The 25742-nt window shown below is 63.5% G+C and carries 13 protein-coding genes; 10 read left to right on the top strand and 3 right to left on the bottom strand.

Annotation, left to right across the window (positions count from 1 at the left end):
• The first annotated feature begins 116 nt into the window (after positions 1-116).
• Both ggt and VOI21_RS03225 read left to right on the top strand, forming a co-directional pair.
• Positions 117-1901: a gamma-glutamyltransferase gene (gene ggt / locus VOI21_RS03230; RefSeq protein ID WP_323767629.1), complete on the top strand. Its 1785-nt coding sequence runs from the start codon at positions 117-119 to the stop codon at positions 1899-1901.
• Positions 1902-1974: 73 nt separating this feature from the next.
• Positions 1975-2487 carry an alkylphosphonate utilization protein gene (locus VOI21_RS03225; RefSeq protein ID WP_323767627.1) on the top strand — a complete coding sequence of 171 codons (513 nt, stop codon included), beginning with the start codon at positions 1975-1977 and terminating at the stop codon, positions 2485-2487.
• Between the two features lie 36 nt (positions 2488-2523).
• Here the strand turns inward: VOI21_RS03225 and VOI21_RS03220 are convergent, their stop codons facing one another.
• A complete protein-coding gene (locus VOI21_RS03220; protein ID WP_323767625.1) occupies positions 2524-4110 on the bottom strand; it encodes a 2-isopropylmalate synthase in 1587 nt (528 codons plus the stop codon).
• Between the two features lie 504 nt (positions 4111-4614).
• On the opposite strand from VOI21_RS03220, the gene VOI21_RS03215 reads away from it, so the two are divergent.
• Both VOI21_RS03215 and VOI21_RS03210 read left to right on the top strand, forming a co-directional pair.
• Positions 4615-5856 carry a hypothetical protein gene (locus VOI21_RS03215; RefSeq protein ID WP_323767623.1) on the top strand — a complete coding sequence of 414 codons (1242 nt, stop codon included), beginning with the start codon at positions 4615-4617 and terminating at the stop codon, positions 5854-5856.
• A gap of 100 nt (positions 5857-5956) precedes the next feature.
• Entirely contained in the window at positions 5957-8869 is a 2913-nt protein-coding gene (locus VOI21_RS03210) for a calcium-binding protein (protein ID WP_323767621.1), read from the top strand.
• Positions 8870-8958: 89 nt separating this feature from the next.
• On the opposite strand, the gene VOI21_RS03205 is transcribed toward VOI21_RS03210, so the two are convergent.
• Complete coding sequence (locus VOI21_RS03205; protein ID WP_323767619.1) at positions 8959-9117, bottom strand: hypothetical protein; 159 nt, start codon at positions 9115-9117, stop codon at positions 8959-8961.
• A gap of 138 nt (positions 9118-9255) precedes the next feature.
• Positions 9256-10467: an exopolysaccharide biosynthesis GT4 family glycosyltransferase EpsE gene (gene epsE, locus VOI21_RS03200; RefSeq protein WP_416358954.1), complete on the bottom strand. Its 1212-nt coding sequence runs from the start codon at positions 10465-10467 to the stop codon at positions 9256-9258.
• Between the two features lie 175 nt (positions 10468-10642).
• Here epsE and VOI21_RS03195 point away from each other — a divergent pair, with 175 nt between their 5' ends.
• The 6 genes from VOI21_RS03195 (at position 10643) to VOI21_RS03170 (ending at position 25695) form a co-directional block, all read left to right on the top strand.
• Positions 10643-11494, top strand: a complete 852-nt coding sequence (locus VOI21_RS03195; protein ID WP_323767615.1) for a glycosyltransferase — start codon at positions 10643-10645, stop codon at positions 11492-11494.
• Positions 11491-12852 carry an oligosaccharide flippase family protein gene (locus tag VOI21_RS03190; protein WP_323767613.1) on the top strand — a complete coding sequence of 454 codons (1362 nt, stop codon included), beginning with the start codon at positions 11491-11493 and terminating at the stop codon, positions 12850-12852. The genes VOI21_RS03195 and VOI21_RS03190 overlap by 4 nt, the downstream gene beginning before the upstream one ends.
• 181 nt (positions 12853-13033) lie before the next feature.
• The gene (locus VOI21_RS03185; protein ID WP_323767611.1) at positions 13034-19501 is read left to right on the top strand and encodes a type I polyketide synthase; all 6468 of its coding nucleotides are present in this window, start codon (positions 13034-13036) and stop codon (positions 19499-19501) included.
• A gap of 5 nt (positions 19502-19506) precedes the next feature.
• Positions 19507-20523, top strand: coding sequence for a glycosyltransferase family 2 protein (locus VOI21_RS03180; protein WP_323767609.1), 1017 nt, complete (start codon positions 19507-19509; stop codon positions 20521-20523).
• 5 nt (positions 20524-20528) lie between these two features.
• Positions 20529-25016, top strand: coding sequence for a MupA/Atu3671 family FMN-dependent luciferase-like monooxygenase (locus VOI21_RS03175; RefSeq protein WP_323767607.1), 4488 nt, complete (start codon positions 20529-20531; stop codon positions 25014-25016).
• A 79-nt stretch (positions 25017-25095) separates the two neighbouring features.
• Positions 25096-25695 carry a 4'-phosphopantetheinyl transferase family protein gene (locus VOI21_RS03170; protein WP_323768416.1) on the top strand — a complete coding sequence of 200 codons (600 nt, stop codon included), beginning with the start codon at positions 25096-25098 and terminating at the stop codon, positions 25693-25695.
• Positions 25696-25742 lie beyond the last annotated feature (47 nt).

The raw sequence follows: 25742 nt of genomic DNA, 5'->3' as shown, positions 1-25742 counted from the left end.
GTAATTCCGACCATTATTTTGTGTCTGGCCGTTCTGGCCGGAAACATGCCCTTGAGATTCGCGGCTGAGATGTAAGACTGGGCATATACTCGTGCATTAAGGGAGGGTTTCGTACCATGCGTTTTCTCATGTCATTTGCCGTCGCGGGCCTGTTGGGGTCCGCAGGTCTTGCGCAACAGGCCGCCGATGCTGTCGATCCGGAACAGGCCGTTTCGGACAGTCCGTTTGCCGCGATTTCTGCGCAGGTTGGCGATGCTTTGGCGACCAAAGGCGCGGGCAGGCCGGTGATGGGCGAAAACTGGATGGTGGCCGCCGCAAATCCCCACGCGGTACAGGCCGGGGCCGAGGTGCTGCGCTCTGGCGGGTCGGCGGCAGATGCGATGATCGCGGTGCAGACAGTGTTGGGGTTGGTCGAGCCGCAGAGCTCCGGCATGGGCGGCGGGGCGTTCCTTGTCTGGCACGATGGCGCGACTGGAGAGATCACCACGCTGGACGGGCGCGAAACCGCGCCGCTGGGCGCGACGCCGCGTCTGTTTCAGGACGCCGAGGGCAATCCGCTGAAGTTCTGGGATGCGGTGGTGGGCGGTCGGTCTGTCGGGGTGCCGGGTACACCTGCGCTAATGCAGGCCGCGCATGATAAATGGGGCAAGGCCGACTGGGCAGACCTGTTCGATCCAGCCACGCGATTGGCCGAAGGCGGCTTTGCCGTGTCGCCGCGCCTTGCCGGATTGGTGGCGGGTGATGCCGACCGGCTGGGCCGTCACGGTCCGACCAAAGAGTATTTCTACCCCGGTGGCGCGCCGATTGCTGAAGGGACCATGAAAACCAACCCCGCCTATGCGGCGGTCATGCGGGCAATGGCGGCGGATGGCGCGGCGGCGATCTACGAAGGCCCCATCGCGCAGGATATCGTCGACACGGTGCAGGGCTTTGCGCCCAACCCCGGCGTCATGACCCTGCGCGATCTGGCGGCGTATGAGGTTAAGGAGCGCCCGGCGGTGTGTGCGCCGTTCCGGGGGCATGAGGTTTGTGGCATGGGGCCGCCGTCGTCCGGCGCGCTGACCGTGGGGCAGATCCTTGGGATGCTCGATGCCTCCGCACCGGGCGATCCGGGGGACGTCGACACATGGCGGATGATCGGCGATGCCTCGCGGCTCGCCTTTGCGGATCGGGGCCGCTACATGGCCGACAGCGATTTTGTTCCGATGCCCACGGCAGGCTTGGTCGATCCGGCCTATCTGGCTGAGCGCGCTAAACTGCTGGCGGGTGACGATTCCCTGCCAGAGGTGGCACCGGGGATGCCCGCGTGGGATCATGCGATGCTCTGGGCCGATGACGAAAGCCTCGAACTGCCGTCGACCTCGCATATCTCTATCGTGGACCAATATGGCAACGCGTTGTCGATGACGACGACCATTGAGAACGGCTTTGGCTCTCGGCTGATGACCAACGGCTTTTTGCTGAACAACGAGCTGACGGATTTCTCTTTCCGCTCGCATTCCGACGGGGTGCCGATTGCCAACGCGGTGGCCCCGGGCAAGCGTCCCCGGTCGTCGATGGCGCCGACGATTGTCCGCAAGGATGGCGCGCCGGTGCTGGTGATCGGCTCCCCGGGTGGATCGCGGATCATTGGCTACGTCGCGCAGGCCATCGTGGCGCATATCGACTGGGGTATGGATGTGCAGCAGGCCGTTGCCATGCCGCATGGGTTGAACCGCTTTGGCACCTTCGATCTGGAAGAGGGCACGGATCTGGCGGCCCTGCAGGGACCGCTGGAGGCGCTGGGATTTGAGGTCAGTGTACGGGACCTGACATCGGGACTGCACGCAATTGCCGTGTCACTGGATGGACTGCAAGGCGGGGCCGATCCCCGGCGGGAGGGCATCGCGCTGGGCGACTAAGGCGCGTTTAGACGCATGGACAGCGCGGGTCTCGCGCTGTCTGCAGGGCGCGGGACAACAAGGAGACCCGGCCATGACCCAATGCGCTTTGTGCAAGGCGGAGGACGCCGCGCCACTGTCCGTTGCGCCGAAGGATATTGAGGTCGCGCTGTGCCCGACCTGCGCCGCGGGTGTCGACCAAGGGCCGCAGGACAGCCCGCACTGGCAGTGCCTGAACGACGCGATCTGGAGTACGGAGCCGGCCGAGCAGGTCTTGGCCTACCGACTGCTCAATCAACTGGACGCGGCTTGGGCCAATGATCTGCTGGAAATCGCCTATCTGGAACCCGAGGTTCTGGAATGGGCGCACGCGGGCCTGCCCACGGGCGATGAGATCGTCCACCGGGACAGCAACGGAACCGTCTTGCAGAACGGCGACACCGTGACCCTGATCAAGGCGCTGCCGGTCAAGGGCGCGGGCTTTACCGCCAAGCAGGGCACCGCCGTGCGCAAGATCATCCTTGAGGCGGACAATGCCGAACATATCTCTGGCCGGGTTGAGGGGCAGCGCATCGTGATCCTGACGAAGTTCGTCAAGAAAAGCTGAGAAGGCCGCCGGGGAGGCTCCCCGACGGCCACAAGATCACACGTCCTTGTAGCTGATCTCACGCGCGTCCGCGCCGGGGCCGACGCGGTTGCGGCGCACGATCAGCCGATTGAGCGCCTGAATATAGGCAAGCACAGAGGCAACAACCGTGTCGGTATCCGCCGATTGCCCGGTGGCGATCATGCCGTCCTCTTCCAGCCGTACGGATACGGTCGCCTGTGCGTCGGTGCCTTCGGTCACGGCGTGAACCTGGTACAATTGCAGGCGCGCCTTGTTCGGGAACAGTTCGCGCACCGCCTTGAACGAGGCATCGACCGGGCCGTCGCCTTCACAGGTGGCCGACAGGTCCTTGCCTTCGATCTCCATCTCGATCTGCGCCTCGGCGGGGCCGCCGGTGCCGCAAACGACGCGCAGGTTGACCAGTTGCAATGCCTCGGGGCCGTCGGTCGTGGCGGTCACAAGGGCAAGGATATCGTCGTCGAACACCTCTTTCTTGCGGTCGGCCAGATCCTTGAACCGGACGAAGATGTCCTTGAGCTGGTTGTCTCCCACCTCGACCCCAAGATCCTTGAGCTTGGCGCGCAGGGCAGCACGGCCCGAATGTTTGCCAAGCGGCAATGAGGTGCCCGCAATACCCACATCCTCGGGGCGCATGATCTCAAATGTCTCGGCGTTCTTGAGCATCCCGTCCTGATGGATGCCGCTTTCGTGCGCAAAGGCGTTCTTGCCCACGATGGCCTTGTTGAACTGCACCGGAAAGCCGGACACGGTCGAGACACGACGCGAGATGTGCATGATCTTCTTGGTGTCGATGCCGGTGTAGAAGGGCATGATGTCGCCCCGTACCTTCAGCGCCATGACAACCTCTTCAAGTGCGGTGTTGCCCGCGCGTTCGCCAAGGCCGTTGATGGTGCATTCGATCTGCCGCGCACCACCGGCGACTGCGGCCAGCGCGTTCGCCGTCGCCATGCCAAGGTCGTTGTGGCAATGGGTGGCAAAGACCACCTCATCGGCCCCCGGCACCGTTTCGATCAACTGGCGAATGAGGTCGGCGGATTCGACCGGCGCGGTGTAACCCACGGTATCGGGAATGTTGATCGTTGTGGCCCCGGCCTTGATGGCAATCTCCACCGTCCGGCAGAGGTAATCCCATTCGGTCCGGGTGGCGTCCATCGGCGACCACTGCACATTGTCACACAGGTTGCGCGCGTGCGTGACGGTCTGTTCGATACGCTCGGCCATTTCGTCCATGGTGAGGTTCGGAATGGCGCGGTGCAGCGGCGAGGTGCCGATAAAGGTGTGAATGCGCGGCTGCGCGGCCTTTTTCACCGCCTCCCAACAGCGGTCAATGTCGGGCAATTGCGCACGGGCAAGTCCGCAGATCACCGCGTTTTTGGACCGTTCCGCAATCTCGGAAACAGCGCGGAAATCGCCCTCGGAGGCGATGGGGAAACCAGCTTCGATGATATCGACCCCCATATCGTCGAGCAGCTCGGCAATCTCGATCTTTTCGGCATGGGTCATGGTTGCGCCGGGCGACTGTTCGCCGTCCCGAAGGGTGGTGTCGAAGATGACGACTTTGTCTTTGTTCGCGTCGGGCGAAACGTTCTTGTCGGTGCTCATGGTCTTTCCTCAGCTATGCGGGCGGGACGTCTGGGCGCCCTGAAAATTGGAGTGGGTCAGCCTGCGGACACGGATGGATGACCCGCTGTATGCGGGGCGAATGACGGCCAGTGCAGGGGCCAGTGTGTCTGTCATCGAAGGTATCCAACTCGGGTGCGTGGGCAGGGTCCGGCGCGTCACACATCTCCTCTGAGCACGCGCGCCGAGGGGGCCACGCTCAGAGGCGAGTTAGCAGTAGATCGGCACCATACGCGACCGCCGCCGGAAGGCGGGTCAAACGGGTGTTATGGAGGTCAACGATCATGCGCGTCACTATACGCCGCGTTTTCCAAATGAAAACCCACCTTTTGCAGGAAATGACTAAGACCGGAGCGCACGCCTTAAAGGAGATTCGAAAATCTAAAAGACTCTTTAAACTAGAAATCAAGCATTACCAAAAAAGAGAATTTAATTACCATTAAACACGCTTGAGTTGATTCTATTGGGCGGGAGGCCCTTACGACCATGAAACGTATTCTTGTCTTGATTACAGGCTTGTGTATGGCCCCGCCGGTGCTGGCGCAGCCGGTCTATGGTGACCGGGTCACGCAATATGCCGCCGTCGAAACAGAGCAATGGGTGAATTGCGCGAAAGAAGGAAAGGACTGCGCCCCGGGCACCGATGACCTTGTGATCGTGCGCTACGGCATCGGTGAGGATTTTACCTTTTTCGTGACCAAAGGCGTGGAAAAAGTGCCCTGCAAGAACTTCTGGGGCGACCCCTCTAAAGGGACGGACAAGGAGTGCGCCTTTATCCTCGAAAACCTGTTCGGTGTGCCAGAGGCGGGCACCTTTTCCAAGGTTGCGGATGAAGGCAAGGATTTCACCAATCCCAACGGCGAATTCCGGTGGGTCCGCTACGGTGCCGATGGCAAGTGGATCTATACCCTGATCGAAGGGTCCGACCGGCAAAAGCTGGCCTGTACTAACAGCTATTTCGGTTTTGACCCGGCCAAGGGTACGGACAAAACCTGTCAGATGGGCGCGGCCTATACCCTGAACGACGGCGACATCGTCCAATGCGCGACGGAGGGCCGCGAATGCCAGATGAATGTGGGCGACGTCGTCATGGCGATTTACGGCGCGGACAAACGGTTCGACATCCGGTTCATCCACCACACAGGCAACAAATACCCCTGCGATAACAATTATTTCGGCGTCGACCCGATCCACAGCAGAAAGCGGTGCTTCTATCAGGCGCAAACGCCGGTTTCGGTCAACACCGTGGGCCGTTGGCAAAAGGTGATCTCTTGCGATGGTCTCAACTGTCCGATCAGCCACCAGATTTCGGTCGGGACAGAGCGCACCAATAGCTGGACCACAACCCAGCAATGGAGCGTCACAGTCACCGAGTCGATGGAGGCGGGTCTGACCATCCTTGGGACCGGGGTCACGGCATCGGCCTCGGTCGCGGTGGGCTATGCGGGGTCCTTTGCCTACACCAGCGCGCTGTCAAAATCGGTGACGCAGAACTATACCGCCACCTGTGACCCCAGTGGCATCTACACCACCCGCGCCCTGTGGCAGTTTTCAACCGGGACCGGGACCAGCTGCCTCGAGTCTGGCACCTGTGAAGGCGCCACCTTTACGGCGGAATACCTCTGCGTCGGCGATGCGCCGTCAGGCTACAAAGGGCCAGCCTGCATTCCGGGCTATTGCGCCGATGAATTGTGCACCTACTGCACCTACGAGGACGCCGCCGACTAATAGGTCAGCTGTTCCCGGAATGGGGCGCGCCGCGCCCCATTTGCTCTGCCGGGAACATCGGGCATACTGACCCCGAGGCATAAAAAAATCGGGGCAGGGCATGAAACGGATCCTGGTGGCGCTGATGGCGCTTTGGGCGGGTGTCGGAACGGCGGCAGAGCGGGACGAAGCGCGCGTTTACGTCTTTGGCAATTCGCTGGTGAACCACCTTAGCGAGACCTCTGATCTGACCAATGTTCCGCACTGGATCAATGAGATGGCCAAGGCCGATGGGCGCAGCCTTGCGCTGGACGGCCAGTGGGGATTTTTGCGGAACTTTGCCGACGGGTTGCCGCCAACGGCGAACTGGGGGTTTCCCGGTGTGTCCGGCGCGTGGTCGCCCGGACAGGGCAGTTTCCGCGACGGGCGCTTTGACGCGGTGATCGTGGCCCCCGGCAACTTCATCCAGTACCAATTGCCCGACGTGCCCTACGAGGGAGAGAACCCAACCGGCGAAAGCCCGCTGGGCGCGTTGCAGCGGTTGTTCGACTGGGTCGGCGCGAACAGCCCCGCCTCGCGTCTGTTCATCTATGAAGGCTGGTCGACAATGGACGGCATCGTCGCGACCTTTCCCCCCAATGCGCAAGAGACGCAGGAGTTTCACGCCTACAACGCCGGGGAGTACCATCAGTGGTATCGTGACCTGCTGAATGTCTTGACCGTCACGCGGCCCGACACGCAGGTCGAGCTTATCCCGGTGGCCTCGATTCTTGCAGGGTTCTTCGCTGAGGGCGGCCTACTGGAAAACGTGCCGCCACAGGCGCTTTATACCGACAGCGCGCCGCACGGCACGCCGACGCAATACATGCTGGCGGCCATGGTCACCTATGCGTGGGTCTATGAGGCCCCGCCGCCCGCGGCGTTCACCCCGCCCGCCACGCTGCACCCGGATGTGGTGGAAAACTATGACGCGCTGGCCAAGGCGATCTGGCAGGCGGTGCCGCAGCGAGAGGCGCGGGCCCCGGTGGCCGACTCTGAAACCCCCGTCGCCCCAGCACTGCCAGAGCGTCAGCCCGTGTCCCTGCCGCCCAGCGGGATCAGGCCCGAAGGCATTCCCGCGCTGGCGATGGGGCTGAACGGCATTTCCGACTGGTCGACGCAGCATCCTTTCCTTGACCTGATGAAATCCTCTCGGGGATGGGTCGGCAACGTCGGTGACACATGGGGCGCTGTGCGGACTGAGGAACTGCGCGCGCGCGGCGATCTGGATGAAAACGACTGGCCGTTGCGGATGCCCGAAGGGGTCGATGCGCTGGAAACCGTGATCCTGACAAACCAGCCGGTCGAGGCGGAATCGCTGCGTGGCGACTATGTGTTGACCTATGACGGCAACGCGCGCATCCGCCTTGTCGGACGGGCCAAACGTGTGCGGCGGGAGAATGGTCGCATCACCTTTTCTTATGAGCCGGGGGAGGGGCTGGTGGCGCTGTCCATTACCGGCATCGACACCAAGGACCCGATCCGCAACATCGTGATCCTGCGCGAAGAACATCAGGCGCTGTATCAGGCGGGTGCCTTGTTCAACCCGGCGTTCCTATCCCGGATTGAGGATATGCGCGTGCTGCGGTTCATGGATTGGATGATCACCAACGGTTCTCCGGTGACAGGCTGGAACGCGCGCCCGACCATGCAGACCGCCAGTTGGTCAGAATGGGGTGTCCCGGTCGAGGTCATGGTGCGGCTGGCCAATGTGATCGGCGCGGACCCGTGGTTCAACATGCCCCACCTTGTCGATGATACCTATATCCGGCAGTTCGCCGAGGTCGTGGAACGCGACCTTGACCCCCGGCTAAAAGCCTACGTGGAATTCTCGAACGAGGTCTGGAACCTTGGCTTTCCGCAAGCCACTTGGGTGCGCCAGCAGGCAGACGCACGCTGGGGCGCAACCGGAGAGGGCTGGACCCAGTTCTATGGCCTGCGCGCGGCGCAGATCATGAACATCTGGACAGAGGTCTTTGGCAAAGCATCGGACCGACTGGTGCGGGTGGTGGCCACGCATACCGGCTGGCCGGGACTGGAAGAGCAGATCTTGCAGGCACCATTGGCCTTTTTGGAACTGGGACACATGCCGGTGGACAGTTTCGACGCCTACGCGGTGACCGGCTATTTCGGTTATGAAATTGGCGGCGCAGAAATGGCGCAGCGGATGGACGGCTGGCTGGACGCCGCCGAAAAGATGGCCCGCGACGCCGGTGAGGCAGACGGGCTACAGCGGGTCGCGCTGCGGGAATACGTGCGGGAACGGCGCTTTGACGGGGCAATTGCACCGGTGGCGCAGGCCTTGGCAGAGGGATCGGTGCGGCAGATCGTGCAAGAGGTCTTTCCCTATCATGCGGGCGTGGCGCGAAAGAACAATCTGCGCCTGATCATGTACGAAGGCGGCACCCATCTTGTCGGCCACGGTGCGCGGGTCAATGACGAACGGCTGACGGCCTTTTTCAACACGTTCAGCTACACGCCCGAGATGGCCAAGCTGTATGAGCAGTTGCTGGCCGGGTGGGTCGATGCAGGGGGCGTGCTGTTCAACGCCTTTGTGGACGTGGCCCCGGCGACGATGTGGGGCAGTTGGGGCGCGAAGCGGTATCTTGAGGATGAAAACCCACGCTGGGACATGCTGATGGCGTTCAACGCCTCCGGCCCGAACGGTTGGGAGCGGCGAGAGGCGCAGGCCTTTGAAAACGGCATCCGGGTGCTGGATGGTGCGGGCCGAGTCGAGGGAACGCCGCATGAGGATTATCTGGTCACGGGCGGCGGCAATGACGTGCTGGTGTCTGGTGGCGGTGCGGATGTGCTGGTCGGCGGACCGGGTCGCGATGTGGCGGTGCTGCCGGGTGCGCGGGGCGCCTACGAGATCACCCAAGACAACGGTCGGCTGCTGGCCACCGGGCCAGACGGCACCGTCCGCATGTCGGGGATCGAGGCGCTGATCTTTGACGCGGAACCTGAGGTCGAGGTGCCTGTTGAGGGGCTTTGACAGACGCGAAGCAGACCTTGCACGTTCTGACCTGAATCACCGGTCAGAACGTGCTGCCCTTATGCAAGACCGCGCGAATTGGTTAAACCTTACATGTGCGGTGCGCAGTCAATCGGCTCCATGTCTTTGACCGGATCATCCGCAGAGCAGGTTTCGTGCGTGACGGGATAGGTTCCGTCGGTCGGTCCCTCACAGGCGGTGAGGGTGAAGATGGCGAAAGTGCCAAGAAGCAGGGCAAGAAGTCTCATTTCAAGGTCCACATGGATGTTGGGCCGCGACAGCCACAGGTGATTTCCAATGTGAAGCCTAGGGCCGTGGACGCATCTTGGCGTTGATTTCCGTCAAGCCATCAGCGGAGGAAAACAGGTTTGAAATCGGCGAATGTTTTAAGTGGTGGCGGTGCCGTCTTTCAGACGTTCGATTTCCTCGACCAGAACTTCGGCCCCCAGAGAGGCGCGGAAATTCTCGACCACATGCGCGCGACCGGCCTCGGACAGGCGCAACAGGGCGTCCGGATCGTTCACCAGCGAACGGATCGTGCGGGTAAGTTGGCCGGGGTTCTTCGGCTCGACCAGATAGCCGGTCGAGCCATCGGTGATGAGCTCGGCCACGCCGCCCGCGTCGGTGCCGATGGTCGGCACCCCCATCGACATCGCCTCCATATAGGCGACGCCCAGCGGTTCATGCCATGAGGCCAGCACAAACAGATGCGCTTCTTCCAGCTTGGCCTTGACCGCGCCCGCGTCGATCGCGCCCAGCAGTTTGACGTGATCCTGAAGGCGTAGCCTTTTCAGCGTGTCCTCCAGTTCCGCGCGATAGCCGGTGCCGCCTGCATCGTCCTCTCCGGCGATTTCCAACCGCACGTCGACGCCCTGATCCAGCAATTGCCGGGTGGCGGCCATAAGGTCCTGATGGCCCTTGACCACGTTCAGCCGCCCGCAGCTGAACAGGCGGATCGGGCGGCCATGTTCGGGCGGAACATAGGGCGCTGACCGTTTGAGCGCCTCTGTATCGACCCCCATAGGTCGGATGACGCGGCGGTCCGGCAGATAGCCGGCAAGGCTCTGCTCGATCTCGTTCAGGATCTTGCGGGTGATGATGGTGGCAAAGCTGGCGTGCCGCCATTTGACCCGTTGGCCGGGACCGTAATCCGACAAGGGTCCGTGCAGGGTCAGCGAATAGGTCGGTCCACCCATCAGGCGACAAAAGGTGGCGATCAGCGCCGCACGGCCGCAGGAATGGGCGTGGACGTGGTCCAGCCCGCGCGCCGCTGCCTCACGCCGCAGCCGTTCTGCGGCCGCCAGCGTGACCAGTGCGTCCTTGGCGAATCCGGGCTTTTCGCGCAGCATCCACAGCGGCAGGCCCTTGGCTGACATCTTGCCCAGTGCGATGGCGGCGGGGATCGGATCGACCTTGCCCAGATAGGTTGTGCGGGCAATCGCCTCATTCGACCAGTCGTGGGAAATCAGCTTGCGCGGGGGTTTGCGGGTCGAAAAAACGTGAACCTCATGACCCATCGCTTCCAGCGCCTGAATCTCGCGCCAGAAGAAAATATGTGTCTGTCCCGGGAATTGCGGGACGATATACCCGATACGCAAGCCTTGCGTCACCTGTTAGTCCTTGAGATGGCAGCCGCACCGCCGCTGGGGCGTTGGTCTCTTACAAACCTAAGTGATTCCACGCTTTGGCCACAGTTCCTGAGCAGTTTCCAGTGCGGGGCATGGTGTATTTTTTCAAGGTGTGGCCGCATGGGTACGGGTGTGGGCAAGAGACATGGATCAAGACTATCAATCGCGTGGCGCGGGGCTCTGTGTGATCGTGCCCGCCAGCAACGAGGCGGCGCTGATCGGCGGCTGCCTTGAGGCGTTGCTGGCCTCGCGCGACTCCGGCCCTGTCGAGGTGATCGTGGTGGCCAATGGCTGCAAGGATGACACGGCATCCGTGGCGCGGTCCTACGCCAGTCGCGCCGCCGAACGGGGCTGGCAGCTAAACGTGATAGAACGGGCCGAAGGCGGCAAGCCCGGTGCCCTGAATGCCGGGGATGCGGCGGCGCGGGCGGCGACCCGCGTCTATCTGGACGCCGATGTGACGGTGACGCCCGACCTGCTGGCGCAATTGGCCAAGGCTCTGGAAGTGCCGACCCCGCGTTATGCCAGCGGTCAGGTCGAGATCGCGGCGGCAACCCCGGTCAGCCGGGCCTATGCGCGGATTTGGCGGCGGGTGCCCTTCATGCGCGACGTTGTGCCGGGATGTGGCCTGTTTGCCGTGAACGCGGCGGGCCGCGCGCGTTGGGACCGCTTCCCCAAAATCATTTCGGACGACATTTATGTCCGTCTGCACTTTCGCCCCGAAGAACGCATTGGCGTGCCCGCCAGCTATCGCTGGCCGATTGCCGAAGGGGCGCGCAATCTGGTCAAGGTGCGGCGGCGGCAGAACGCGGGCGTCGATGAGATCGCGGCACTTTACCCGGACCTGATCCGCAACGACGATAAACCTGATTTCCCGATGGGCCGCAAACTGCGGCTTGCCTTGGCCGACCCGCTGGGCTTTCTCGTCTATTCTGGCGTTGCACTGGCCGTAAAACTGACGCCGCGCCGACAGCAGGACTGGAGCCGTGGGCGATGACCTCTCTTGCCGCACTCAAAGGTGGGTCGATCACAGCGCGCGCCATGCGTTCATCCTTGTTCACGATGGGCAGTTTCGGGTTTGGCCAAGTGCTGCGGCTGGCGTCCAACCTGATCCTGACCCGCCTGCTGTTCCCAGAGGCCTTTGGCCTGATGGCGCTGGTCATGGTGTTCCTGATGGGTCTGGGACAGTTTTCGGACGTCGGTGTGGCCCCGTCGATCATGCAATCCAAACGCGGCGACGAACAAAGGTTCCTCGACACCGCCTGGACCATTCAGGCGTTTCGCGGTGTCGGGTTGTGGCTGGTCGCCTGCGGTCTGGCATGGCCGATGGCGCTGATCTACGACCAGCCCCTGCTGACGCAGATCCTGCCGGTTTCGGCGCTGACCTTGCTGATCACCGGCTTTCGCCCGACCCGGATGATCACCGCCAACCGGCATCTGATGCTGGGCCGGGTGACGGTCCTCGACATCGGGACGCAACTGGCCGGTGTCGTGGCCGCCGTCCTTTTGGCGTGGTGGTGGGGATCGGTCTGGGCGCTTGTGGTTTCTGGCGTGATCGGCGCGTTGATCGAGGTCGCGCTGAATTGGCGCTTTCTGCCCGGACCCGGCAACCGTCTGCATTGGGAAAAGGCGGCAGCGAAAGAGCTGATCGGCTTTGGTAAATGGGTGTTTCTGGCCACGGTCTGCGGCTTCTTCTTTACCCAGGCCGACAAAATGCTGATCGGCAAGTTCATCGCGCTGGATGCCTTCGGCGTCTACAACATCGGCTACTTCTGGGCGTCTTTTCCGCTGATGCTGGGCAATCTGGTGACGCACAAGATCCTGATCCCCGTCTACCGAGAGACGCCGCCGACAGAGAGCCGGGAAAATTTCCTAAAGCTGCGCAAGATGCGGTTTGCCGTGTCTGCCCTGTTGATCGGGTTTGTGGCGGTCTTTGCCCTGCTGGGCGTCTGGCTGGTCGAGACGCTGTATGATGCCCGCTATGCGCAGGCCGGGGCGATGGCCGTGGTGCTGGCCTGTGCGCAGATCCCGATGTTGATCGTGATGACCTATGATCAGGCGGCGCTCGCGGCGGGGGATTCGCGGCGCTATTTCTATCTGGCTTTTGCGCGCGCCGTTCTGATGGTCGGGTGTATTTTAATCGGATTGCAGTCGGCAGGGCTGATCGGCGCGTTGATCGGTCAGGCCGTGGCCTTTACGCTGGCCTATCCGGTGGTCGTCTGGCTGGCCCGGCGCATGGGGGCTTGGGACGGGCTGCACGATGCGCTGTTTGCCGGGGTTGGTCTGGGGCTGACGGCGCTGGCCATCTGGCTGAACTGGGAGCCGATTCTCCGCTTGTCGCAACCGGGCGGTTAGGCCCAAAATTCCCCGTTTGGAAACAATTCCGAAAGGATAGTTAGATTGTCCGGACGCCTAGATGGATATCCTCATACCTTGTCCCAATTGGGGCAGAAACGGGCGAAAACACCTAAAAATTGCCGCAATCTCCGGGCAAATGTGACGGTGGGTGGCGGCGCAAAGGCATTCGGAGTCAGAGATGACCGATGACGAAGCCCGCATTGGTGAAAACGAAATCGCCATCGTGGGGATGGCGGCGCATTTGCCGGGCGCTGCGGATATCGCAGCCTACTGGCGGAATCTGCGCGACGGCGTGTCGTCGATCCGGCGTCTGAGCGAGGACGATCTGCGCGCGGCGGGCGAAGACCCCGGCCTGATGCGCCACCGCGACTATGTTCCTTTCGCCGCGCCGCTCGATGATTTTGACCACTTCGATGCCGAATTCTTTGGGTTTTCTCCCAAAGAGGCAGCGATCATGGACCCCCAGCACCGCCAGTTTCTGGAATGCGCATGGGAAGCGTTGGAAAACGCCGGTCATGTGCCCGATACCTTCGACGGGCAGGTCGGCGTTTTTGCCGGGTGCGGGATGGGGTCGTATTTCTATTTCAACGTCTGTTCGAACCCCGATCTGGTTGAGAATACCGGCATGTTCCTGTTGCGCCATACCGGCAACGACAAGGATTTCATGACCACGCGGCTCAGCCATGTGCTGGACCTGCACGGGCCGTCGATCAACCTGCAAACCGCCTGTTCCACCTCTCTGGTGGCGACGCACTATGCCGCGCAGGCGCTGCTGAATGGCGAATGCGACATGGCGATTGCCGGCGGTGTGACCATCGAACTGCCACAGGGGCGCGGGTATCTTTACAAAGAGAATGAGATCCTGTCCCCGGACGGGCAATGCCACGCCTTTGACCATCGTGCCGAAGGCACGGTTTTCGGGTCTGGCGCGGGGGTTGTGGTGCTGCGGCGGCTGGCAGATGCCGTGGCCGATGGCGATCACATCTGGGCCGTTATCAAGGGCAGCGCGGTCAACAATGACGGCGCGCAAAAGGCCGGATACCTCGCGCCAAGCGTCGAGGGACAAGCCGTCGCCGTGGCAGAGGCGCAGGCAATTGCGGGCGTCACGGCGGACACCGTCGACTATGTCGAATGCCATGGCACCGGCACCTATCTTGGCGACCCGATCGAGGTGGCCGCCCTGACACAGGCCTTTGCCGAGACAAGCTCCGCCGTCGGCCATTGCCGCATTGGGTCAGTCAAGACCAATATCGGCCATCTGGATACGGCGGCGGGTGTCGCCTCGCTGATCAAGGCCTCGCTTGCCCTGCATAACCGGCAGATGCCGCCCTCATTGGGGTATGAGGCACCGAACCCGGCCATCGACTTTGACGGCTCTCCTTTTGCGGTGAACGACCGTTTGCGCGACTGGCCTCGCGCCGCTCATCCGCGCCGCGCCGGGGTGAATTCCTTGGGCGTGGGCGGGACCAACGCGCATGTGGTTCTCGAAGAAGCGCCAGAGCGCGCGTCCAGCGCCGAGTCGGACTGGCCGTTTCAGATCCTGACGGTCTCTGCGCGCAGCAAAGCGGCGCTGGACGGCAATGCCGCCCGGTTGGCCGCGCACCTGCGGGCGCATCCGGAACAGGACTTGGCGGATGTCGCATGGACCCTGAAAGAAGGGCGGCGCGCCTTTGAAAAGCGCCGTGTTGTTGTTGCCGGGTCACATGCCGAGGCGGCGCGCCTGCTGGACGGGGCCGAGGCGCGGCGGGTGTTTGATCATCAGGCGCTGGACCGGCCCGAAGTTGTCTTCATGTTTCCCGGCGGCGGCGCGCAGTACGCGGGCATGGCGCGCGATCTGTATGAGACAGAGCCGGTCTTTGCCGAATGGATGGACCGTGGGCTGGATCATCTTGAGCGGGTCGCTGGTGGCGATGCCGAAGGGAGTATTTCTGCCAAGAAGAAGCCGGGGGTCCGGGAGCTTTGGCTGCCCCGGCGCGGTGCAAAGGCGGCGGCGGACGCGGCGCTGTTGACGCCATCCTTGCAGCTGCCGCTGATCATGATTTGCGAATATGCGCTGGCGCAATTGTGGATGAGTTGGGGCGTGACCCCGGCGGCGCTGACCGGTCATTCCATGGGGGAAAACACCGCCGCCTGCGTGGCGGGGGTGATCGGCTTTGAGGATTGCATAGGCTTGGTGCACTTGCGCGGACGGCTGTTCGACTCGGTGCCTGCGGGGGGAATGCTGTCGGTGGGCTTGCCAGCGGATGAATTGCGGCCCCTGCTGGGCGATGATCTGGATTTGGGGGCGGTAAACGGGCCGGATCTGTCGGTGGCCTCTGGCCCGCAGGCGGCGCTGGATGTCTTGCAGGCAGAGTTGGAGCGGCGCGAGGTGCAATGCACCCGGATCGGGATCGACATTGCCGCACATAGCCGGATGCTGGAGCCAATCTTGGCGCAGTTTGGTGATTACCTCAGGTCGATAGACCTACACGCGCCGCAATTGCCGCTGACCTCGAACCGGACCGGCAAGCTGATGACGACCGAGCAGGCGACGGACCCCGACTATTGGGTGGCGCATTTGCGCGGCACGGTGTTGTTCGCCGATTGTGTAGGGGCCTTGGCGGCAGAAAATCGGGTGTTCCTTGAGGTCGGGCCGGGTAAGGCGCTGTCCTCTCTGGCGCGGCAACACGCCGATGTTTCCGGCAATCAGGTGCTGTCGTCGCTGCGCCATCCCGAAGAAGAGATCGCCGACGACCGGCATATGTTTGAGGTGCTGGGGCGACTGTCCGCGCTGGGCGTGCAGATCGATTGGGATCAGATCTGGGGCGACGCGCGGCGCAACCGCGTGGTTCTGCCGACCTATGCCTTTCAGCGCAGCCCCTATTTCATCGCGCCGGGCAAAGCCGCGACAGACAGCGCAACCAGTTTCCTGATGCGCAATGACGACCTGTCTGAATGGGGTTGGCAGCCGGTCTGGCGGCCTAGGTCCGCCCCGGTCGAGGTCGATGTGGTGGAGGGACTGGATGACGCCGCGCCACAGGTCTGGCTGATGTTCATGGATGAGGCTGGTGTGGCGGCACGCGCGGCGGCGCGGTTGCGCGCCGCCGGTCACACGGTGGTCGAGGTGCGTCCCGGCGATGCTTTTGCGCGCATCGGAGAGGGCTATGTGCTGGCACCTGAACGCGGGCGTGAAGGCTATGACCTGCTGTTGCAGGACCTTGTTGCGCGCGGCATGGTCCCCACCCGGATCGGCCATTTCTGGCTGCTGACAAAGGGTGAGGGGCATCGCCCCGGCTCCAGCTTTTTTCACCGCGTGCAGGAGCAGGGGTTCTATTCTCTGATGTTCCTTGCACAGGCGCTGGAGGCTGAGGGCCTGCCGCGCCCGCTGCACATGACCGTCATCACGAATGGTGCCGCGCAGTTGCGGGATGAACCCCTTTCATATCCCGAAAAGGCGACCATCGCGGGACCGGCGCGGGTGATCCCGCGCGAATTGCCGGGGGTAAGTGTATCGACTCTGGACGTCACCTTGCCCGGTCCGGTCGAGGTGTCCTTTTGGGCGCGGACGAAGGCGCAGGCGGCGCGCGATGGCGCGATGGACACACTGTCTTTGCGCGTGCTGGAAGAATTGTTGAGTGACCCCGGCGACCGGATCGCGGCCCTTCGCGGTGACCGGCGGTTTGAATGCGCGATGCGGCCTGTGACGCTCCCCGAGGTGCCGACCTTAGCAAAAGGTGGGGTCATCCTGATCACCGGCGGGTTTGGCGGCATCGGGCTGACACTGGCGCGGGATTTCGCCATGCAAGGCGCAAAGCTGATCCTTTTGGCGCGCAAGACGCTGCCCGACCGTTCGGAATGGCCCGACTACCTGCGCCGCCACGCGCCGCAGGACCGAATGGCGCGGCGGATCAAATCGGTTCAGGCCCTGGAAGAGGCCGGGGCCGAGGTCATGGTGCTGGCGGCAGACGTCTGCAACCTTGGCCAGATGCAGCACGTAAGGCGCACGGTCGAAGACCGTTTCGGACCGATCACCGGCGTGATCCACGGCGCGGGCGTCATCGACGATGCCCCCTTGTTGTCCAAGACGCCCGCCAGCGTCGAGGATGTGTTTACGCCCAAGATCCACGGCGCGCAGGTGTTGGGAGAGGTGTTCCCCGATGGCGCGCTGGAGTGGATGGCGTTGTTCAGTTCGTCCTCCACCGTCACCGCGCCTGCTGGGCAGGTGGATTACGTTGCTGCCAATGAATTCCTGAACGCCTTTGCGCGCGCCCGCACTGGAAAGACACGGGTTGTGGCGATCAATTGGGGGATCTGGAATGAGGTCGGCATGGCCGCCGAGGCCGTTGCCGCGCGCGCTGGTGACCTGCCGAAGCCGCCGGTGACACCGGTGGTGCAGGAGATGTTGGCAGAGGCCACATTTGACGATCACGGCAACCGCATCTTTGCCGCGCGCTATTCCACCGACGATTGGTTCATCGACCAGCACCGCACCAAGGCGGGCGATGCGCTGTTGCCCGGCACCGGCTATCTGTCGCTCGCGGCGCAGGCTCTGCGCGCGCATGGCGAAAGCGGCGCGTTCGAGATTCGTGACCTGTCGTTCCTGCGCCCCCTGCGCGTGGCCGAGGGTGGCGCGCGGGATGTGCAGCTGCGGCTGACGCGTTCTGATGAGGGCTATGGTTTTGACGTGCTGGCGGATGCCACGCTGAATGGGCGGCACGGTTTTGCCCTGACGGCGCAGGGCGCGCTGTCGCTGATGCCGATGGCGCGGCCTGCGCGGCTGGATCTGGATGCGATCCGGGCGCGTTGTCCCGCGCATGTGGACGGCGGTGGGGCCAAGCTGACCTCGGCCCAGGAGGTGCATCTGGCGTTCGGCGACAGCTGGAAGGTGCTGGATGCCCGCGCTCTGGGACAGGGGGAAGGGATTGCTGACCTTTCGCTGCCCACAAATGCCGCTGCGCCCGAGACCCTGCTTCACCCGGCGCTGATGGATATTGCCACCGGTTGGGCGATGGACCTGATCGAAGGTTATCAGCCGACGCATCTCTGGGTGCCGGTGCGCTACGGCCGTGTGCGTGTGCATGGGGCGCTGCCGGATCGCATTGTGTCATGGGTCCGCAACGCCGCTGAGAACCGCGCCGACCGTGAAACGGCGAGCTTTGACATCACACTATGTGACGCGGCAGGAGAGGTGTTGGTCGAGGTCACGGGCTTTACCATCCGCAAACTGGCCACGGCGAATGTGCTGAAGGCCGCTCCGCCGCTGACTGCCGCCGAACTGGAACTGGACGACAATGACACCGCACACCCCCTGTCTGCCGCCGAAGAGCGTCTGGCCCATAACCTGAGCCAGGGCATCCTGCCCGACGAGGGGGTAGAGGCCTTTCACCGTGCTCTGGCGCTGGGCGCGCGGCAGGTGGTGGTGTCGTCGATGGACTTGGACGCGCTGACACGGCAAGCGGCGGCCTCTGTCGCCGAGGCGACAGGCGGGCAGACCTTCGACCGGCCGCAACTGGACAGCGACTATGTCGCCCCCGAGGGGGAGATAGAACAACGGCTGGCCGGGTTCTGGGAGGACCTTTTGGGCGTGCAGAATGTCGGGGCGGACGACAGCTTTTTCGACCTAGGCGGGCACTCGCTGATCGCGGTGCGTCTGTTTGCGATGGTCAAAAAAGCGTTCCGCGTGGATTTCCCGATCTCGGTCCTGTTCGAGGCCCCAACCATTCGCACATGCGCATCCCTGATCGAGGCGCAGATTGGCCCGGTGAACGCAGAACCGGGCGCAAAACCGGTGCCAGAGCGGCGCTTTACCCATCTTGTGCCGATGCACGACGGCGACGGTGGCGCGCGGCGGCCCTTCTTCCTGATTGCGGGGATGTTCGGCAACGTGCTGAACCTGCGCCACCTTGCGCACATGTTGGGCGCGGACCGGCCGTTTTATGGTCTTCAGGCGCGGGGGCTGTATGGCGGCGAAGCGCCGCACGACAGCATCGAAGAGGCGGCGCGCGACTACATTGTTGAAATGCGGCAGGTGCAGCCGCATGGCCCTTACATGCTGGGCGGGTTCTCTGGCGGCGGAATCACCGCCTATGAGGTCGCCCGCCAGCTTGAGGTTATGGGCGAAGAGGTCTCGCTTGTGGTCATGCTGGACACGCCACTGCCGCAGCGGAGGGCTTTGTCCCGGCGTGACCGGCTGATCATCCAGTGGCATCAGGCGCGCGAAAAGGGGCCGCTGTATCCCTTCATCTGGCTGAAGAACCGCATCAAGTGGGAGATCGCCAAGCGGCGGCAGATTGACGCCACCGGCCCCGAACTCGGCTTTCACAACGCCGAGATCGAGGCGGCGTTCTACCGCGCCATCGCAGGGTACACCGTACGCCCATGGGACGGACGCGTGGTGCTGTGCCGTCCGCCGCTGGTTGGCAAATGGACGGTCTCTAACGGCGCGATGGTGAATTCGGAACGGACCTATGTGACCCACGACAACGACTGGGGCCGGATGGTGCCGGGGGTCGAGGTACACGAGGTGCCCGGCGACCATGACAGCATGGTGCTGGAGCCGAACGTGCGGGTGCTGGCGGCGCTTATGCGTGAGGCGATCGAGGGCGCAGAGGCTGCATCCAGCGGCAATGGCGAAGTGGTGGCCTTTCCCAGCCACGCGGCGGAGTGATCGGCATGGCGCGGGTTCTGGTGGTGTCGCTGAACTACAAGACGGCAGAGATGACGCTGCGGTCGGTTCGCGCCGCGCTCCGTGCGATGGACGGGATGGATGCGGAACTGGTGGTCGTCGACAACGCCTCTGGTGATGGCTCGTATGAGCGGATCAGGCAGGCTGTCGCGTCCGAGGATTGGGCGCAGGGCGCACCGATCCGGGTGGTGCAATCGGGGGTGAACGGCGGGTTCGGTGCGGGCAACAACGTCGGCATTCGGGCGGGGATGTCAGACGGCAGCGCGCCGGATTACGTCTATCTGCTCAACTCCGATGCCTTCCCCGCGCCCGATGCGATCCGGCGGTTGTACGACCATCTGGAAACCCACCCAAATGCGGGTTTTGCGGGCAGCTATATCCACGGCGAAGAGGGCGACGCGCATGTGACCGCGTTCCGATTTCCGTCGATCTGGTCCGAGCTGGAGGGGTCAATGCGGTTCGGGCCTGTGTCGCGCCTGCTGAAAGGCAAATCGGTGCCCATCGGCGTGCCGAAGACGACGCAGCGTGTGGATTGGTTGGCTGGCGCCTCGATCATGATGCGGCAGGACGTGCTGGACCGTATCGGGCTCTTTGATGAAAGCTATTTCCTTTATTTTGAGGAAACGGACCTGTGCCTGCGTGCCGCGCGGGCGGGGTTTGAGACGCATTATGTGCGCGGGAGTGAGGTTGCGCATATCGGGTCCGTCTCAACGGGCATGAAGCGCTGGACACGCATTCCGGGGTTCTGGCTGGACAGTCGCTGGCACTATTTCTCCAAGAACCATGGCCGGGCCTTTGCCGTTTTGGCGACCCTGATGCACACCATCGGCGGGGCGTTTTGGCGGCTGCGGGTCCTGTTGCAAGGCAAGACACCGGCGGACCCGCCGCATTTTCTGCGTGATTTGTTGGTACACGACATCAAGGCACTGTTCCGGCCCCTGCCGGGAAAGCGCAAGGCGGCCCCCCAAAAGGTGCGGGTCGCGGCTGAACTGGAAGCGGAGTGAAGAAGATGGGGTTTTCCTGCGTCGTTTGGGGCAATGAATCGCTGCTGGTGCAATGCGCAGAGATGGCGCGCGACCGTGGCAACACCATCCTTGCGGTTGTGACCGACAGCGCCGATGTGCGTCGCTGGGCCGAGGGTGCGGGCTTGCGGGTCGAGGCACCGGGGCGCGATCTGGCGGTGCGGCTGCCGGGTGGATTTGACTGGCTATTGTCCATTGCAAACCTGTCTATCATTCCCGACGACGTGCTGGCGCTGCCCGCCAAGGGTGCGGTGAATTTCCACGACGGACCCCTGCCGCGCCACGCCGGGTTGAATGCCCCGATCTGGGCGCTGATCGACGGAGAGGTACGGCACGGCGTCACCTGGCACCTGATCGAGGGCGGTGTCGATGAGGGTGACGTTCTGGAGCAGGTGGCGTTCGACGTGACGGCGCAGGACACTGCGTTGACCCTGAACACCAAGGCCTATGAGGCGGCGATGGTGTCCTTTCCCGTGCTTCTGGACCAGCTTGAAAGCGGCGATCTGCGCCGTGTGAAACAGGACCTTTCCCAACGTAGCTACCATGCTTTGGCCAAGCGGCCTTCGGGGTTTGGGTTACTGGATTTCACCCGTCCGGCGACGGAACTGGAGCGTCTGGTGCGCGCGCTGGATCACGGATCCTACTGGAACCCGTTGTGTGCGGCAAAAATTTCTGCGCGGGGGGCTGTTTGGCTGGTCGGTCATGCGCGCCTGACAGAGGCGCATGCCGCGCCCGGCACTGTGCTGGAGGTCGGCGATGATCATCTGACGGTCGCCTGCGGCGAACATGCGCTGGTGCTGTCGGGGTTGGCGCGTATCTGCGGCGCGTCGGTGGCTGCGGATCTAATCGCGGCAGCCGGGGAGGTGTTGGACCTTCCGGGTATCGACACCCGCGCGCAGATCGACGCAGAGATGGCAAAGGTTGCCAGACATGAGGACCGGATGCGCGCCGCTATGGCGGCGTTGCAACCGATTGAGTTTGCCGGTTTGCAGGCGGGGGAGGCCGCGCTGCAATCGCGGGCGCTGCATCTGCCGGGTGGCGATGAGGGCATCGCATTGGTCGCGGGCTGGGCAGAGCGGCTTTCGGGGCAGGGGGGCGACCTAGCCTGGGCCGATGGCGCGCTGGCAGAGATGGCGACCCGCGGGCTGACCCTGCCTTGGGCACCGCTGTCCGCGCCGTTGCCCGTTGCGGCGGATCTTTTTGTTCGCGCACCAGAGTTGACCTGGCCTGAGATGCCACAGATCGGCGTGGCCGTGGACGGGGCCGGTCATGTGCCGGGGACCGTGGTGACGGTGATTTTTGGCGTGGACGTGCAGTTCAGCTATGACTCCGGGCGACTATCGCCCGCGATGGCGGAACTTTTGGCCGCGCGGCTGGAACTGATGGCCGTCGCACCGGAGCAGGCGCTGCCGGACGATGAACGGGACATGGTTCTGAACCGTTGGAACGCCACGGCGGTCGACCGTACCCAAGCCCAGACCATGCACCGCGCCTTTGAACACCAAGCGGCGCAAACCCCCGAGGCTGTGGCGCTGATCTTTGAGAACCAGAGCCTCAGCTACGGCGAACTGAACGCCCGCGCCAACCGTGCCGCGCACCTGCTGCGGGACATGGGCGTGACAAAGGGGCAGGTGGTCGGCCTGTGCTGTCGCCGCTCGGTCGATCTGATGGTCGGCGCGCTGGCAATCCTCAAGGCTGGTGGGGCCTATCTGCCGATGGACCCCGGCTATCCGGCGGACCGCTTGCAGCATTTCGTCGAGGACAGCGGCGCATCCGTAATCGTGACACAGGCGGCGGTGGAACCCGCCTTGCCGCGCCATAATGCGCAACTGCTGGTGCTGGACGCAGAGCCGCGCCTGACCGCGCAGTCAGATCACAACCTGACCGACACCAGCGGCCCCGAGGACCTTGCCTACCTGATCTACACCAGCGGATCGACCGGCAAACCCAAGGGCGTGATGGTCGAGCATCGCAATGTATGCAACTTTTATACAGGGATGGACGCCCATATTCCGCATGATGGCGGGACGTGGCTGGCGGTGACCTCGCTGTCTTTCGACATCTCTGTGCTGGAATTGTTCTGGACCACCGCGCGCGGGCTGACCGTGGTGCTGACGGGCGATGAGGACCGGGGTTTGATTTCCAACGGGCCGATGCCGCGCGGCAACGGTATGGAATTCTCCCTGTATTACTGGGGCAATGACGACGGCGCGGGGCGGGACAAATACGCGCTGCTGCTGGAGGGCGCGCAATTCGCCGATGAGAACGGATTTGTCGCGGTCTGGACACCTGAGAGGCACTTTCACGCCTTTGGTGGCCCCTATCCAAACCCCTCTGTGACCGGCGCGGCGGTTGCCGGTGTAACCAGGAACATCGGTGTGCGCGGCGGCTCTGTCGTGGCCCCCTTGCACCATCCCGCCCGCATCGCCGAGGAATGGGCGGTGATCGACAACCTGACCAATGGGCGCGCGGGCATGGCGATTGCCAGCGGCTGGCAACCGGATGATTTTGTCCTGCGCCCCGAAAACACCCCGCCCGAGAACAAGCCCGCGATGATGCGCGACCTTGAGATTGTGCGAAAGCTGTGGCGCGGCGAGGCGGTGGCGTTCCCCCGTCAGGATGGCACCCTGCATGAGGTGGTGACACAGCCGCGTCCGGTGTCCAAGGAACTGCCCGTTTGGGTCACGACCGCCGGCAACCCCAAGACCTGGCAAGAGGCAGGCAGCGCCGGTTGCAACGTGCTGACCCACCTGCTGGGCCAGACGGTCGAAGAGGTCGGCGAAAAGATCAAGCTGTACCACGCCGCGCTGCGCGAGGCGGGGCATGATCCGGCCAATTTCACAGTCACCCTGATGTTGCACACCTTCCTGAGCGACAGTCGCGACCACGCCCGCGAAATCGCCCGCGAACCGATGAAGGACTACCTGCGCTCTGCCGCCGGGCTGATCAAGCAATATGCTTGGGCCTTTCCGGCGTTCAAACGCCCGGAGGGTGCCTCGAACGCCTTTGATCTGCAACTGGACGGACTAGAGCCGGATGAGTTGGAGGCCATCCTCGACTTCGCGTTTGAGCGGTATTTCAACGACAGCGGACTGTTCGGCACGGTTGAGGACGCGCTGAAACGGACCGAAGACGTGCAGGCCATCGGCGTGACGGAAATCGCCTGCCTGATCGACTATGGTATTGACCGTGAGACGGTCATGGCCGGACTGCGGCCTTTGGCCGAGGTGGTTGCACAGACCAGTGGCGTACCGGAACTGGCGCAGGACGATTTCAGCATCGCGGCACAGATTGTCCGCCACGGGGTGACGCATCTGCAATGCACCCCCTCGATGGCCCGGATGATCGCGATGAACGATGAGGCGCGCTTTGCACTGAAGGGTGTACACCATGTGTACCTTGGAGGAGAGCCGCTGCCCGGTGCCTTGGTCGAGGAGTTCGCCGCGATCACCGACGCCACCGTGACCAACATGTATGGCCCGACAGAGACGACGATCTGGTCGTCCTGCACGCGGGCCGCGCCGGGTGAGGCGGTGGTCAACATCGGGATGCCGCTGGCGAACCAGCAACTTTACGTTCTGGATGCGGACCGGCAGCCGGTTGGCGTAGGCCAAGAGGGTGAACTGTGGATCGGCGGTCAGGGTGTCACGCGCGGCTATTGGCAGCGCCCGGACCTGACGGCGGACAAATTCACCGACAACCCTTTCCATTCCGGCCGCATGTACAGCACCGGCGATCTGGTGCGGCGGCGGGTGGACGGGGCGATCGACTTTGTGGGCCGGGTGGATCATCAGGTCAAACTGCGCGGCCACCGGATCGAACTGGGTGAGATCGAAGCCTGCCTTGAGTCGCTTGAGGACGTTGTGCAGGGCGTGGTGATGGCGCGTGAGGATGTGTCGGGCGACGTGCGGCTGGTGGGCTACTACACCGGCGCGGTGCAACCGGAGGCGGTGCTCAAATCCGCGATGGCCCGCGATCTGCCGGGATTCATGGTGCCGGGGCGGTTTGTGCATTTGGATGCCTTCCCGCTGACCCCCAACAAAAAGGTGGACCGCAAGGCGCTGCCTGCGCCGCAAGTCGTGCAGGTGAAACCGGTAACTGTTCCGGTGGGGGCATCCGCGGGCACCGGGGACGCGCAACAGGTCGAGGCCGCGATTGCCGCGATCTGGCAGCGCACGCTGGGGGTCAGTGCCACCGGGCGCGACAATTTCTTTGACCTTGGCGGGCATTCGCTGCTGGCCGTTCAAGCGCACCGTGCGATCCGCGAAGAACTGGGGGCAGCAAAGCTGTCGATCACCGATATTTTCCGCTTTCCTGTGTTGGCCGATCTGGCCGCGCGGGTTGCGGGTCTTGTCGATGGGCCGGCGGCGGTGACACCTGCCGCAGCGGCACCTGTCGAGGCATCCACCCGCGCCCAATCCCGCAGCGATGCCATGGCGCGCCGCCGTGAAATGCGCGCGCGGCGCAGGGCCTGACGCAATGCGGGCCGCGCACCTTGATTTGTTGATCCGCCGGATTGGCCCCCCCCGAGGGGTGGCTTGGGGCGTGGCAGACATGGGCGAAGAGGACCTTTTCCCCGAAGAAGCCGCCGCGATGACCCGCGCGCGCCCCGCCCGCGTGGCAGAGTTTGCCGGCGGGCGTCTGGCCGCCCGCCGCGCCATGGCGCGTCTGGGACTGGCGCGCGCACCGATCCCGATGGGGGCAGACCGCGCGCCGGTCTGGCCCGATGGAATCGTCGGCAGCATCAGCCACGCGCAGGGACTGTGCCTTGCGGTCGTGGCGCGCGCGCAGGACTTTCTCAGCCTTGGCATCGACGTCGAAGGCGACGCTCCCTTGGCCACTGACCTGATCCCCGAAATTTGCCTGCCCGAAGAATTGGCCCCGCTGCCAAAGTCTGCCCGTCCGGCTTTGGCCAAGCGTTTGTTTTCCGCCAAGGAAGCCGCCTACAAGGCGCATTACCCGTTGGCGAGCCAAGTCTTTGGGTTTCACGGGTTGGCGGTCAACCTGACAGAGGGCCGCGCGGTGTTCACAGACCACCCCGAGGTTGCCACAATACCGCCCGAATCGCGCATTGATTTGCCGATGCGGCAGGCGGTTGGCGGTGGGTTGATCCTGTCGCTTAGCGCCTCACCGGCACGACCCCTCCCCCTATAAGCCACAAATATGCCGCAATTGCCCGTTGAATACCTGTATCTCGCTGA

This window comes from Antarctobacter sp., from assembly GCF_034670325.1.
GTDB lineage: Bacteria > Pseudomonadota > Alphaproteobacteria > Rhodobacterales > Rhodobacteraceae > Antarctobacter.
This window is presented reverse-complemented; position numbering and strand designations above follow the sequence as displayed.